The organism is Streptomyces sp. NPDC096132 (assembly GCF_044763345.1).
Taxonomy (GTDB): domain Bacteria; phylum Actinomycetota; class Actinomycetes; order Streptomycetales; family Streptomycetaceae; genus Streptomyces.
In genome coordinates, this window is record NZ_JBIWGA010000011.1 from 85189 (window position 1) to 98709 (window position 13521).

The 13521-nt window shown below is 74.0% G+C and carries 10 protein-coding genes; 4 read left to right on the forward strand and 6 right to left on the reverse strand.

Annotated features, from left to right (window positions below; translation table 11 throughout):
* Positions 1-63 precede the first annotated feature (63 nt).
* From ACIRF9_RS25685 to pdhA, 3 genes are read right to left on the reverse strand one after another with little or no spacing between them, the layout of a single operon-like run.
* Entirely contained in the window at positions 64-1383 is a 1320-nt protein-coding gene (locus ACIRF9_RS25685; RefSeq protein ID WP_403826659.1) for a dihydrolipoamide acetyltransferase family protein, read from the reverse strand.
* Complete coding sequence (locus tag ACIRF9_RS25690; protein ID WP_403826662.1) at positions 1380-2399, reverse strand: alpha-ketoacid dehydrogenase subunit beta; 1020 nt, start codon at positions 2397-2399, stop codon at positions 1380-1382. Before ACIRF9_RS25690 ends, ACIRF9_RS25685 begins: the two co-directional genes overlap by 4 nt.
* Positions 2400-2404: 5 nt before the next feature.
* Positions 2405-3526 carry a pyruvate dehydrogenase (acetyl-transferring) E1 component subunit alpha gene (gene pdhA / locus ACIRF9_RS25695; protein WP_403826665.1) on the reverse strand — a complete coding sequence of 374 codons (1122 nt, stop codon included), beginning with the start codon at positions 3524-3526 and terminating at the stop codon, positions 2405-2407.
* Positions 3527-3646: 120 nt separating this feature from the next.
* On the opposite strand from pdhA, the gene ACIRF9_RS25700 reads away from it, so the two are divergent.
* Positions 3647-4147 (forward strand): Lrp/AsnC family transcriptional regulator, encoded by a 501-nt coding sequence (locus ACIRF9_RS25700; protein WP_403826668.1) that lies wholly within the window; start codon positions 3647-3649, stop codon positions 4145-4147.
* Between the two features lie 12 nt (positions 4148-4159).
* On the opposite strand, the gene ACIRF9_RS25705 is transcribed toward ACIRF9_RS25700, so the two are convergent.
* Positions 4160-5881: an aldehyde dehydrogenase family protein gene (locus tag ACIRF9_RS25705; protein ID WP_403826670.1), complete on the reverse strand. Its 1722-nt coding sequence runs from the start codon at positions 5879-5881 to the stop codon at positions 4160-4162.
* A 5-nt stretch (positions 5882-5886) separates the two neighbouring features.
* Positions 5887-6933 (reverse strand): histidinol-phosphate transaminase, encoded by a 1047-nt coding sequence (locus ACIRF9_RS25710; protein WP_403826673.1) that lies wholly within the window; start codon positions 6931-6933, stop codon positions 5887-5889.
* A 343-nt stretch (positions 6934-7276) separates the two neighbouring features.
* Here ACIRF9_RS25710 and ACIRF9_RS25715 point away from each other — a divergent pair, with 343 nt between their 5' ends.
* Positions 7277-7954, forward strand: a complete 678-nt coding sequence (locus tag ACIRF9_RS25715) for a hypothetical protein (RefSeq protein ID WP_403826676.1) — start codon at positions 7277-7279, stop codon at positions 7952-7954.
* Positions 7955-7977: 23 nt separating this feature from the next.
* On the opposite strand, the gene ACIRF9_RS25720 is transcribed toward ACIRF9_RS25715, so the two are convergent.
* Positions 7978-9000 carry an endonuclease/exonuclease/phosphatase family protein gene (locus ACIRF9_RS25720; RefSeq protein WP_403826679.1) on the reverse strand — a complete coding sequence of 341 codons (1023 nt, stop codon included), beginning with the start codon at positions 8998-9000 and terminating at the stop codon, positions 7978-7980.
* Between the two features lie 200 nt (positions 9001-9200).
* Between ACIRF9_RS25720 and ACIRF9_RS25725 the strand changes: the two genes are divergently transcribed.
* Positions 9201-12098: an ATP-binding protein gene (locus tag ACIRF9_RS25725; RefSeq protein WP_403826682.1), complete on the forward strand. Its 2898-nt coding sequence runs from the start codon at positions 9201-9203 to the stop codon at positions 12096-12098.
* A 75-nt stretch (positions 12099-12173) separates the two neighbouring features.
* Positions 12174-13514 (forward strand): diacylglycerol/lipid kinase family protein, encoded by a 1341-nt coding sequence (locus ACIRF9_RS25730; protein WP_403826685.1) that lies wholly within the window; start codon positions 12174-12176, stop codon positions 13512-13514.
* The last annotated feature ends 7 nt before the right edge of the window (positions 13515-13521 follow it).

Consider the following 13521-nt stretch of genomic DNA (forward strand, 5'->3'; position numbering starts at 1 on the left):
CGTTCGGTCGGTTGGTGGGTGCGGTGGGCCCGGGTGTGCGGGCACCGAGAAGAAGGGGGTGGGTCAGACGTCGGCGAGCAGGATCGCCGGGCGTTCCACGCAGTCGGCCACGAAGCGCAGGAAGCCGCCGGCTGTGCCGCCGTCGCACACCCGGTGGTCGAAGCTGAACGACAGCTGCGTGACCTTGCGGACGGTCAACTCGCCGTCCACCACCCAGGGTTTGTCGACGATGCGGCCCACGCCGAGGAGCGCCGCCTCCGGGTGGTTGATGATGGGCGTGGAGCCGTCGACGCCGAACACCCCGTAGTTGTTGAGGGTGAAGGTGCCCCCGGTCAGCCGGTCGGGCGGCAGGCTTCCGGTGCGTGCCAGCTCCGTCAACCGTGCCAGTTCCGCGGCCAGTTGGACCGTCGTCAACCGATGGGCGTCCCGGACGACGGGCACGACCAGCCCCCGGTCGGTCTGGGCGGCGAAGCCCAGGTGCACCTCGTCGAAGCGCAGGATCTCCCGGCGTTCGGTGTCGACGGTCGAGTTCAGCTCGGGGTAGCGGCGCAGGCCGGCGACACAGATACGGGCGAGCAGCGCCAACAGACCGACGCGACGGCCGGGTTCGGCCGCCTCCAGCGCCCTCTTGGCCTGGAGCAGTCCGGTCGCGTCCACGTCGACCCAGGTCGTGGCGTCGGGGATCTCGGTCCGGCTGCGGGAGAGCTTGTCGGCGACGGCCTTGCGGACGCCTCGGAGGGGGATGCGCACGGGGCCCTCGGGCTCCGCAGCCGGGGCGGGCTCGGCCGGTGCCTTTCGAGCGACCGCCTGTTCCACGTCCCGCCGCAGGACGACCCCGGCGGGACCCGTCGGCGCCAGCGCGGTGACGTCGATGCCGTGGTCGTGGGCCAGCCGCCGCACGAGGGGCGAGATGACGCGGGGAGCGTGCGCCTCGGTGGCCGGTGCGGGTGCGGGTGCGGGCGTCTGCGGTGCGGCGGCGGCCCGTCGGCGGCGACGGCGCGGCGCCGGTTCGTGCCCGGTGCCGTAACCGATCAGCACGTTTCCGGACCCGGCCCGCTCCTCCTCGCGGTACCGCTCGGCGGCGGTGTCCACGACCACGGGCTCGGTCACGGGGGCCGCCACGGGTGCCGCCGCTCCCACCGTGATCAGCGGTTCCCCCACCCCCAGCGCGGTGCCCGCCTCCGCGTGCAGCCGCAGCACCGTGCCCGCGTACGGCACCGGCACCTCCACCGCGGCCTTGGCGGTCTCCACCTCGACCACGATCTGGTCGATCGTCACGGTGTCGCCGACGGCCACCTTCCACTCGACGATCTCCGCGTCGGTCAGCCCCTCGCCGAGGTCGGGCAGCCGGAACAGCTGCTCGGTCAGGGTTGCGGTGGTCATGCGACCGCTCCCTTCAGCAGGTGCCGGGTGTCGGGCTCGTCCGTGAACTGCAGCCGGTCGACGGCGTCGAGGACCCGGTCGACGCCGGGCAGATGCGCGTGCTCCAGCTTCGGCGGCGGATACGGGATGTCGAAGCCGGCCACCCGCAGCACGGGAGCGGCGAGCGAGTGGAAGCAGCGCTCCTGCACCCGGGCGGCGATCTCCGCGCCGACCCCGGCGAAGCCCTGGGCCTCCTGCACGACCACACAGCGCCCCGTCCTGCGCACCGACTCCACGACGGTCCCGTCGTCGAAGGGCACCAGCGTCCGCAGGTCCACGACCTCGAGTTCGATGCCGTCCGCGGCGGCGGCCTCGGCCGCGGCCAGCGCAACCGGGACCGACGGACCGTAGGCGACGAGGGTGGCGTCCCGCCCCGCCCGCCGGATCGCCGCCCGCCCGAACGGCAGCGCCCCGCGCGTGGCGAGGTCGGTCTCCTCGCGCGACCAGTACAGCTTCTTCGGCTCCAGGAAGACCACCGGATCGGGGTCCGCCACCGCGTCCCGCAGCAGCCAGTAGGCGTCCTCGGCCGTGGCCGGGGCGACCACCTTCAGGCCGGGGGTGTGCGCGTAGTAGGCCTCGCTGGAGTCGCAGTGGTGCTCCACCCCGCCGATCCCGCCGGCGTAGGGGACCCGGATCACCATCGGCAGGCCGATCCGGCCGCGGGTGCGGTTGCGGGTCTTGGCGACGTGCGAGGCGATCTGCTCGAACGCCGGGTACGCGAAGGCGTCGAACTGCATCTCCACCACGGGCCGGAACCCGCCCATCGCCATGCCGACCGCGAGCCCGACGATGCCGGCCTCGGCGAGTGGGGTGTCGAAGCAGCGCTCCTCGCCGAAGTCGCGGGTCAGTCCGTCGGTGATGCGGAACACCCCGCCGAGCGGGCCGACGTCCTCGCCGAAGACGAGGACCCGCTCGTCCTCGCTCAGCGCGTCACGCAGGGCGGTGTTGAGCGCCTGCGCCATCGTGACCTTGGCCATGGTCGTCAGTCCTCCTGGGCCTGGGTGGTTTCGGCGAGCTCGGCCGCCAACTGGGCACGCTGTTCGCGCAGTTGCGGGGTGGGCTCGGCGTAGACGTGGTCGAACAGCTCCAGCGGGTCGAGCACGGAGTCCGCGTTCAGCCCGGCGCGCACCCGCGCCGCCAGCTCCTCGGCCTCCTCGCCGAGCGCCGCCACGTCCGCGTCGGTGAGCGCGCCGAGCGAGCGCAGATACGCCTCCAGCCGGTCGACCGGATCGGCTCCCCGCCACTGCTCGACCTCGTCGTCCTCGCGGTAGCGGGTGGCGTCGTCGGCGTTGGTGTGCGCGTCCATCCGGTAGGTGTGCGCCTCGACCAGCACCGGGCCGTTCCCGGCACGGGCGTGCTCGACGGCCGAGGCCAGCACCGCCAGCACCGCGACCAGGTCGTTGCCGTCGACCTGCTCGGAGCGCACCCCGTAGCCGATGCCCTTGTACGCGAGGGCGGGCGCCGCGCTCTGCCGGGCCAGCGGCACGGAGATCGCGTACTGGTTGTTCTGCACGAAGAACACGACCGGCGCGCGGAAAACGGCCGCGAAGTTCAGCGCCTCGTGGAAGTCGCCCTCGCTCGTCGCCCCGTCCCCGATCAGCGCCATCGCGACGCCGTCCTCGCCCTTGCGGCGCAGGGACTCGGCCATGCCGGTCGCGTGCAGGACCTGGGTGGCCAGCGGGGTGCACTGGGGGGCGACCCGGGTGGCCGCGGGGTCGTAGCCGCAGTGCCAGTCGCCGCGCAGCAGCGTCAGCACCTCGACCGGGTCGATGCCGCGGGTCACCAGGGCGACGGAGTCGCGGTAGGTGGGGAACAGCCAGTCGTCGGGGCGCAGCGCGAGCACGGCGCCGATCTGGCAGGCCTCCTGGCCGCGGCTGGACGGATAGACGGCGAGGCGGCCCTGCTTGGTGAGGGCGGTCGCCTGGGTGTCGAACCGACGGCCCAGGACCATCCGCCGCCAGGCCTCGACCAGGGCCTCGACCGGGGGCTCGGTGTACTCGGCCGGGGGCTTGGCGACCGGTGTGCCGTCCTCGGCCACGAACCGCACCGGCGTCAGGGACGGCAGGAGTCCCTGGACCGTCTGGCGGAGGCTCTTCACGGACATGGAGGGCGCTCGCTTTCTCTGGACACTTGACAGGAGAATGGTGGCTATCGCGGAATATGTGTTCAATAGCTCGGCTGAACCGGCGATGAACTGCCGGATCCATGGGTCTGGGAGGACAAAGTGTCCGAGGAAATCTCGCTGCCGCCCTCGGTGGCCGGACGAACTGCCGTCCCGCTCGACGACATCGACCGGCAGATCCTGAGCCGGCTCCTTCAGGACGGCCGGATCTCGGTCCGCGCCCTCGCCGAGCAGGTGCACATCTCCCGGGCCAACGCCTACACGCGCATCGGCCGCCTCGTGGCCGAGGACGTCATCACCGGCTTCACCGCCCAGCTCAACGCCCAGCGGGCCGGCCTCGGCACCAGCGCCTACGTCACGATGAGCATCGAGCAGAACGCCTGGCGGGACATCTCCCGCGAACTGCGCGCGATCCCCTACGTGGAGCATGTCGCCCTCGTCACGGGCGACTTCGACGTCCTGGTGCTGGTGCGCGCGCCGGACAACCTGGCGCTGCGCAAGGTCGTGCTGGAGAGCATCCAGGCGGTGCCGGGCGTGCGCTCCACCCGCACCTGGCTGGTCTTCGACGAGGTGCGGGGGCGCGGCGCCACCTGGACGGACTGAGGCCCGACGCGGTCACACGTTGATCAGTTCGGCGGTGACGCCGAGCGGTGCCGGTGCCGGTGCCGGTGACTGTGCCGGTGCCGGATCCGGATCCGGCACCGGCGCGTGCCGGCGCGAGCGCACCACGCGGAACCGGCCGGTGATGAAGTCGGCGCCCGAGCCCGGCAGGTCGGCGAGCGCGGAGGACGGGTCGGCGGGCAGGTCGTCGAGGTTCTCCACCAGGTGCACCCCGGCGTCCAGCGCCGCCGTCTCCGCCGCCGCCAGCACCAGCGGATCCGTGGAGTGCACCGAGGCGTAGAGCGCGCCGTGCCGTGCCACCGTGTGCCGCAGCAGCGCCAGACCGTGCGAGGTCGAGTCGGTGCCCACCAGGAAGGAGACGGGCCCCGGCCACTCGCGTGTGTAGACCCGCTCGTCCGAGGCGCGCAGCCGCACCAGCAGCGGGCTGCGCAACTCGGCAGACGGGTGGTCGGGATGGGCCACGGCACCGGAGGCGTGCAGGACCGGGCCGTATCGGGCGGCCTCCGCCAGGGCGTCCCGCACCTCGCCGCCGGTGATCGCCCCCAGCACCCTCACCGCGCGTGCGGGATGCCCGAGCAGCCGGTCCACGGCGTCGCCGAGATCGGCCCCCAGGTCCCGCAGCGTCTTGTGCCCCTCGTCGGTGCGAAAGCCCCGCTCCGGCACCAGGATGTTCTGCGGGGTGGTGCGCACCGAGCCGTTGCACCGGCAGGAGGACAGGGCGAGGCCCCGCACCAGACCCCGGTAGTCGTCGGTCGAGTCCACCAGCACGGTGTTCAGCCCGGTCCGGTTGGCGAACACGGCGGCCTGGCGGGCGTGCTGCTCCAGCCAGTCGGCGAAGCGCGCCGAGCCCGTGAAGTCGACGATGCGCACCGCCGGGTCCGTGGCCAGCCGCCGGTGCAGCCGCCGCTCCGGTTCCGCCACCGCCAGCGTGACGAGGTCCGGGGAGTGACCGGCCTCCGCGAGCACCTGCCGGGCGACCCGCACCGTGATCGCCAGCGGCAGCACCGCACGCGGGTGCGGCGCCACGACGACCGGGTTGCCGGTCACCAGGCTGGCGAACAGGCCCGGATATCCGTTCCAGAGCGGGAAGTCGGGACAGCCGACCAGCAGGGACACCCCACGCGGCACCAGCGTGCAGGTGCCGTGCAGCGCGCGCGACCGCCCCCCGCGTCCCGCGCTCTCCCAGTGCAGGTCGGCCGGCACCCGCTCGGACTCGGCGAAGGCCTGGGCCACCGCCTCCAGGGCACGGTCCTGGGCCCGTGGACCGGCGGCGCGGAAGGCCGCCTCGAGGGGCTGGCCGGTGGTGTGGTGCACCGCGAGGGCCAGCTCGTGGCTGCGGGTGTTGAGCCGGCGCAGGATCTCCACGGCCAGCCCGGCCCGCTGGTACGGCCCGGCGGCCCGCCAGCCGGCCGCCGCCCGTCCGGCCGCCGCGACCAGCTCCGCGGGATCGCAGGACGGGTAGGCGATCGCCAGACCTCCGCCGTACGGCGACGACTCCGTGCGCACCCGGCCGAGTTCGCCGGGCTGCCCCAGCTCGAAGGGCCGCCCCAGCAGCGAGCGGAACACCTTTCCCGCGGTGCGGGTCGACCTCATGCCCGCGTCGGCCGCGTCCTGGCCGGTCGCCTCCGTGAAGGGGCGGCGGCACTCACCGGCGGCGATCGCGCGCACGACGCTCTGCAGCAGCTCGCGGTGCCGTTCGTAGGGACCGGGGCGCATGGCCGTCAGCCTCTCCAGCTCGCCGCGAGCGCGAGCAGGGCGTCGTTCTCCTCCGGCAGCCCGATCGTCACCCGGACGCCCTCGCCGAGGAACGGGCGGACCATGACCTTCCCGTCCGCGCAGTGCAGGGCGAAGTCGCCGCTGGCGGCGCCGAGCGCCAGCCAGACGAAGTTGGACTCGGAGTCCGGCACTTCGTGCCCCAGCTCCCGCAACCGCCCGGTGACCCGGTCGCGTTCGGCGACCGTGAGAGCGGCCCGCCGGGCGACCTCCGCCTTCTCACCGAGGGCCACGACGGCGGCCCGCTGGGCGAGGGCGCTGACACTGAACGGCACCTGCGTACGGCGCACGTGCGCGGCGATCCCGGGCGGCGCGACGCAGTGACCGACGCGCAGCCCGGCCAGGCCGTACGCCTTCGAGAAGGTCCGCAGCACCGCCACGTTCGGCCGGTCGCCGAGGAGGGCGAGACCGTCCGGGACCCGCTCCGGATCGGCGTACTCCCGGTACGCCTCGTCCACCACGATCAGCACGTCCTCCGGCACCCGGTCCGCGAAGTCGGTCAGGGCCCGCGCACCGACCGCCGTGGACGTCGGGTTGTTCGGGTTGCACACGAAGACCAGCCGGGTCCGGGAGGTGATCGCCGCGGCCATGGCGTCGAGGTCGAGGGCGTGCTCCCGCAGCGGCACCGGCACCGCCGTACCGCCGGCGACGGAGGTGAGGATCGGGTACGCCTCGAACGACCGCCAGCCGAAGACCACCTCGTCACCGGGCCCGACGACCGTGTGCAGCAGCTGCCCGCACACCTCGGACGAACCGGCGCCCACCGCGATCCGGTCCGGGTCGACCCCGTGGTGCTCGGCCAGGGCCTCCACGAGCGAGGCGGCGTGCAGATCGGGGTACCGCGACACCCCGCCGGCGGCCTCCGCGAGGGTCGCGGCCACGCCCGGCAGCAGGCCGTGCGGGGATTCGTTGCTCGCCAGCACGACGGCCCCGGGCAGTTTGCGGCCCGGGACGTAGGCGGGCAGCTGGGACAGAGACGCACGGACACGCACCATGCCGGACTCGCTTCTGCAGCGGTGGGGCCCGAGGCCTGGCCGTCGGGCACTTGACAGGGAAATCGTGAAGAGAGGACGACAAGCGCTCAACTGTTTGGCGAATTCGGCTACGAATCGCCGAAATCGGGTCGGCGGCCCGGCAAACCGTCTTCCGGGGAGCGCCGCGGGACCTTTGGTACGAGACGGACGGTCCGCCGTCCGAGGGGCGCCGTGCCGCCTCCATGATCACGGGACGGACACAGCGGGCGATCGGCACCCCCACGGCGGGGCGGGATCCCCGCAGACTGCTCGCCGCCCGGGCCACGCGCGGTCCGCGGCCCGCCCGTTCCGATCGAGGGAGACCATGCACCACCAGAACCGGACCCGCCTGCGCCACGGAGCCCTGACGGCGTGCGCGGCGGCTCTCGCGCTGCTCGCGACCGGCTGCACGAAAGCGTCCGCGGGCGCCCAGACCGGCGGCTGCCACGCCGACGGCCACTGGTCGGAACGGGAACAGACCGCGTGGCTGCGGACCGCGGTGGACTTCCGCGGGACGGCCGACGGGGCCGACCCGTCGTACGAGGACGCGTCCGTCGTCGTCCGCGCCCCACGCACCGACGACGCCCGGCCGCTGTGCCGGCCACTGGCGGTGCAGGTCCAGTTCTGGACCCTCACGGCCACGACGACGGGGACGCGGACGTCGTCCGTCATGCGCTACCGGCTCGACGTGGAGGGGAGCAGGACCCGTACCGTCGGCTTCCCCGGCGGGCTTCCCACCGCGCCGGACGGCGCCTGCGTCGCGGTCCTGGTGGCGGTCTACACGGGCGACCCGCTGACCGGCGAGGAACTGCCGCGTACGACATCGGACCTGGCCGGCGCCGGGGACGCGGACGTGCGGTTCGGGACCGAGCGGATCGCGGCGTACCGGCTGCTCCCGCCGCCGGATCCCGCACGGTGCGCCACGGACCCGCGGACCACGAGTCCCTCACCCACCAGTCCCCCACCCTCCGGCTCGACGGCCTGGGACGCCTTCCACCCGTGATCCGCGCGACCGGTCACCGATGTTCACGAGCGATTCAGTGCCAATACGGCGACGACCGCCCGGTGGTCCGTGCCGGGCACGGTCCGTTCGCCGACCGAGACCCCCGCCAGGCCGGAGCCGTGCAGGACGTGGTCGAGCTGGATCAGGGGCGGGACGAGCGTCCTGTCGGCCGGCCAGGTGCGGGCCCAGCCGCGGCCGAGTTCGGCGTGGGTGTCCGTGAGCCCCGACGCGAGCAGGTCGCGCATCGGCGCGTGGTCGAGGGAGGCGTTGAAGTCCCCCAGGAAGACCGTGTCCGGGCCGCTCGTGCGGGCGACGGAGGAGAGCGCGGTCAGGTCCCGGGTCCAGCGGTCGGCGTCACCGAGCGGGTAGTAGGTGTGGACGGCCACCACCCGTACGGTCCGCCCGCCCACGGTCACGTCCACGGTGGTCTGGGGCCATGCGGTGTCCGCGTCCAGCGGGCCGCCGTGCGTCAGCGGAAGCCGCGAGTAGATCGAGGAGTCGTTCTCGGGGTGGAGTTCCTTGTAGGGCAGCAGCTCGTCCAGGCCGGCCTCGGCGAGTGCGGTGACACCGGCGGACGGCAGCTCCTCCACGGCCAGCACGTCGATCCGTTCGGCCCGCACCAGCCGCACCACCGCACGCGGATCCGCCCTGCCCACGTACGCGTTGAGGGTGGCCACCCGCAACTCCGCCGCCGCTGCCGGGACCTGCTGCTGGTGCGGCACGAACCGCGGTACCAGCAGGGCGACTTGGGCGGCCGTGAGAAGCGCCACGACGGCCACCGCCCACCGTGAGCGCAGCACGGGCACGGCGAGTACGGCGCCCAGCACGAGCACGCTGACAGCGGCACCGTAGGGAAAGAGCACCAGGGGCACCGCGAGCGGTGTTCCCGCGTCCAGCCCGGTCAGCCGTACGACGAGCAGGGCGGACGGTACGGCGAGCAGGACGCCGCACACCAGCAGTCCGGCTGTCCGCCCGCGCCGGCCGGTCCGGCCGCCGGCCCGGTTCCCGCCGCCGGCACGGGGCGCGTCGACGGCGGCCTCGGTCATGTGTCCTCCACTCGGCACGGCACGGGCGATGATCACCCGGCTGCGGAGGGGGACGACAACCGGCCCGCGTACGGTTGCGGAACACGTTGCTCATCAGGTTGAGGGGCTCTGCCCGGAACCAGCACGTCGGCGAACCGAGTCCACGTAATGACGGTTCCGGGAAGAATCATGCGGATTAGGTGAGGAAGGGAGACGCGTTGGTGCCGGCGTGGGACGAGACGGCGACGATGCTGGTCGGCAGGGCCGAGGAACTCGGGCGGCTCGACTCGGTGATCGGCGGGCTGGGACAGGACGGCGCGCCCGCCGTGGTCGACATCGCCGGAGACGCAGGCATGGGGAAGAGCCGGCTGCTGAGCGAGCTCTGTGCGCGGGCGCGGCGGGGTGGGCTGACCGTGCTGCGCGGCAGGGCCACCGAGTACGAGCGGCACACCCCGTTCCAGACGTTCACGGACGCGTTCGCCGACGTCGACCCTGCCTTCCTCGCCTCGGACGCCGTGTCCGAGGCGGCGGCACCGGTGCTGTGCGGCGCCGGCGGCGGGCGGGACCGGGCACCCGGTACGGGCCACCGCGACCGCTTCGGCCTCTACCGCGCCGTCGCCGACGTCCTGACCGGGCTCGGCGAGCGGAGCGGCCTGGTGATGGTGCTGGACGACCTGCACTGGGCGGATCCCGCCTCCCTCGAACTGCTGGACCACGTGGTCAGACATCCGGTGCGCGGACGGGTGCTCCTGGTCGTCGCCCGCCGTGAACGCCAGACGCCGCACTCGCTCGCCGCCGCCCTGACCCGCGGTGTCGACACCGGAGCCGTCCTGCGCATGGCGCTGCGGCCGCTCCCCGAGCGGGAGTCGATCGAGACGCTCGCCCCCGACCTGCCTGCGGGCGACGCGAAGGAGATCTACGCGGCCAGCGAGGGCAACCCGCTCTACCTCCACTGCCTGCTGCACGCCCACCGGCACGGCGTGTCGTCGCGCGGCAGCACCTCCCGGAGCAACGGGGACACCGCGTCCGGAGTGCCGAGCGGACTGGCGTCCCTGCTCCTGGACGAACTGACCGCGCTCACCACGGCACAGCGCCGCACCGTCGAGGCGGTGGCGGTCCTCGGGGACCATGCCACGCCCGCCATGGTCCGCCTCACCACCGGAAACCCCACGGCGGAAGAGCTCGACGACCACACCGGCGCACTGGCGCGGCGTGATCTGCTGCGCACGGGGTCCGACGGCCGCTGGACCCTGCGCCACCCCCTGCTGCGGGCCCTGGTCTACGAGCACACCCCCGGGGCGCGGCGCGCCGAGATCCACCGCGGCGTGGCGGACGAACTGGCCCGCACCGGCGCCTCCGCCGCCGAACGCGCCCACCACGTCGAGCGCTCGCTGGTCGGCTGGGATCCCGTGGCGGCGGCCGTACTCAGCGAGGCCGCCGCCCAGTTCGCCCACACGGCACCCGCCACGGCCGCCCATCTGCTGGACGTCGTCCTGCGGCTCATGCCGGACACACCCGCGTACACGCGACAGCGCGGCGCCTTGACGCTGGCCCGCGCCCGGGCGCTCGGCGTGGGCGGCAGCCTGCGGGAGAGCCGGGATCTGCTGCACACCCTGATCAGCGGCTCCGGACAGGACGACGCATCGCTGCGCGGGGACGCGATCGCGCTGTGCGCCATGATGGAACGGCACCTCGGACACTCCCCGGAAGCGATCGCCCTGCTGCAGCGGGAACTGGTCCGCACTCCCCGCCCCGAGCCCCGCCAGGCGGTCTCCCTGGGGCTCGCGCTGGGCATGGCCGCCCTGAACACCGTCTCCTACCCCGACGTACGCGAGGACCTCCGGCGCACGCTCGCGGTGGCCCGCTCCCACGGCGACCTCATGGGCGAGATGGGGGCCCTGGCGCTGGGGTCGCTGGGCGAGGCCTACGAAGGGCGGACCGCCACGGCCCGCCGGTTCGCCGACGCCGCCGCCGGGCTCGTGGACGGTCTGACCGACCCCACCCTCACGGAGGTGTCCGAGTCGCTGGTGTGGCTGGCCTGGGCGGAGGCCCTGCTCGAACGCTACGCCGACGCGGAACGCCACGCCGACCGGGGTGTGGACATCGCCCGCCGCAGCGGCCAGGTCCACGTCCTGCCCCACCTGCTGAGCAGCAGGGCCTTCGTGCACCTCAACACTTGCCGGCTGCCGACCGCCCTGGAGTCGGCCGAGGAGGCGGAATCCGTCGCACGAGCCATCGGCAGCAGCGATCTCCTGGCCTTCACCCTGTGCTTCAAGTCGCTGATCCTCCTCCTGCGTCGCCCCCTCGGCGACACCGGGGCCCTGACGACCGCCGAGGAGGCCGTGGCCGCGGCCGGCGGCAGCAGACACTGGTGGGCCTCGCTGGCCCGCTGCGTGCTTGGCCACACGGCGCTCGTGAGCGGCGACCCGCGCCGCGCGCAGGACGCCATCCTCGGGGCCGGCGGACCCGAACTCCTCGGGCTGCAGCCCTCCATACGCCCCGGCCAGCTGGACACCCTCGTCGGCACCGCCCTCGCGCTCGGCGACACCGAGCAGGCCGCGCGCTGGGCCGCACGAGCCGCCGACGAAGCCGACCGGATGGGGCTCCACGGTCAGCGCGGGGCGGCCCTGCGCGCCGAGGCGGCGCTCGCCCAGCACCACGGCGACCCCGGCGCCGCCGCACGCCTCTTCGAAAGCGCGGCCCAGGCCTACGCGCCCTCCGGTGCGACCCTCTGGGAGGCGTACTCCCTGCTCCTGGCGACTTCCCAGGCCCAGGCGGCGGGCGACGCCCCGCGCGCCGCCGCGATGTGGGAACGGGCCCGCCGCCTCGCCGACGCAGGCGGCGCCCGCCTCCTGTCCGACCTGGCCTCGCTCCTGCGCCCGCCGGCCGAGGAGAGCCTGCCCGCCCCCACGGAACTCGACCACCTCACCGCCCGCGAACGGCAGATCGCCGAACTCGTCGCCGAAGGCCTCGGCAACCAGGCCATCGCGACGAAGCTGTACCTCAGCCGCCGCACCGTCGAGACCCACCTGTCGGCCATCTACCGCAAGACCTCCGTACCGTCCCGCTCGGCCCTGGCAGGTCTGGTGACCCGTGCCGCCCTCGACCGGCGGGCGTGACGTTCGCCGCGCTCCGCCGTGGACGTGCCGCCCGCGGCGACCCCTCGTAGCCTGAAATCGAGCGGGAGGTTGCCCATGAGCAGGCGATGGACCGCGCGGCTGGCGCTCGCGTCGGGTGTGGCTGCGTTTCTCGTACTGCTGGTCTTCGCCGGGTTCGGCGGCATCGTGCTCGTGGCGGTGGGACTCGCCGGGATCGCGCTCACCGCCGCCGGTGTCTGGTGGATGCTGACGCACACCGGCTGGATCCGGGTGCTGGCCGCGCTGCTGGTGGTCGCCGCGCCCGTCACCGTCCTGGTGCTGTACGCGATCGCCGGGCTGCTCTGGGTCGTCCTGGTCTCGCTCGCGCTGTGGGCGCTGGCCGTCACCGCGGGCCGGGCCGCACTGGTCGAGGACACCGCCCCCGGTATGCCCGAGCGATCCGCCGGCCGGCCCCGGCACCCGTTCCTGATCATGAACCCGCGCTCGGGCGGCGGCAAGGTCGGGAAATTCCACCTCGCGGACCGGGCCAGGGAACTCGGCGCCGAGGTCGTCGTCCTTGACCCCGAGCGGCACCAGGACGTGGCCGAACTGGCACAGCGGGCCCTGCGGGACGGAGCCGACCTGCTCGGAGTCGCGGGCGGTGACGGTACCCAGGCCCTGGTCGCCGGCGTGGCCGCGGAACACGACGTGCCGTTCATGGTGATCAGCGCAGGCACCCGCAACCACTTCGCGATGGACCTGGGCCTGGACCGGCAGGACCCCTCCACCTGTCTGGAGGCCCTGACCGACGGCGTGGAACTGCGCATCGACCTCGGACGCATCGAGGCGGGGGCACCGGAGGAGCCGGCCACCGGGCGTGTCTTCGTCAACAACGCCTCCTTCGGCGTCTACGCGGCGGTGGTGCAGAGCCCCGCCTACCGCGACGACAAGGCCCGCACCGTCCTGGAGATGCTGCCGGACCTGCTGACCCACCACAGCGGAGCCCGGCTGAGCGTCCAGGCCGGCTCCGTGGTCCTGAACGGTCCCCAGGCCGTGCTGGTGAGCAACAACCCGTACCAGCGCGGCGACTCGGCGGGACTGGGACGGCGGCAGCGACTGGACTCCGGGGAGCTGGGCGTCCTGGGCGTCGAGGTCGCCCGGGCCGCCGAGGCGACGGAGCTGCTGCTGCGCGGCACCCAGGGCCGCGGACTGACCGTCGCCACCGCCCCGGACGTCGTCGTCCACGCCGACGCCCCCCTCATCCCGGTCGGTGTCGACGGCGAGGCACTCCTGCTGCCCACCCCGGTGCGCTGCCGGCTCACCCCCGGCGCCCTCCGCGTCCGCGTACCCCGCCACCGGCCCGGCGTGCCCCACGGCGCGCCACCGATGAACTGGCGCAGGGTACGGCGCCTGGCGCTGACGATGGGCCGGGCGGCGGTGGGGCACGGGTCTTCCTGACCTCCCG

Bases quoted from the DNA above. Each gene is read 5' to 3' on its own strand.
- ACIRF9_RS25720 (WP_403826679.1), bottom strand. From the start codon at position 9,000: ATGACCGAGGCCGCCGTCGACGCGCCCCGTGCCGGCGGCGGGAACCGG.
- ACIRF9_RS25715 (WP_403826676.1), top strand. From the start codon at position 7,277: ATGCACCACCAGAACCGGACCCGCCTGCGCCACGGAGCCCTGACGGCG.
- ACIRF9_RS25710 (WP_403826673.1), bottom strand. From the start codon at position 6,933: ATGGTGCGTGTCCGTGCGTCTCTGTCCCAGCTGCCCGCCTACGTCCCG.
- ACIRF9_RS25685 (WP_403826659.1), bottom strand. From the start codon at position 1,383: ATGACCACCGCAACCCTGACCGAGCAGCTGTTCCGGCTGCCCGACCTC.
- ACIRF9_RS25730 (WP_403826685.1), top strand. From the start codon at position 12,174: ATGAGCAGGCGATGGACCGCGCGGCTGGCGCTCGCGTCGGGTGTGGCT.
- ACIRF9_RS25705 (WP_403826670.1), bottom strand. From the start codon at position 5,881: ATGCGCCCCGGTCCCTACGAACGGCACCGCGAGCTGCTGCAGAGCGTC.
- ACIRF9_RS25690 (WP_403826662.1), bottom strand. From the start codon at position 2,399: ATGGCCAAGGTCACGATGGCGCAGGCGCTCAACACCGCCCTGCGTGAC.
- pdhA (WP_403826665.1), bottom strand. From the start codon at position 3,526: ATGTCCGTGAAGAGCCTCCGCCAGACGGTCCAGGGACTCCTGCCGTCC.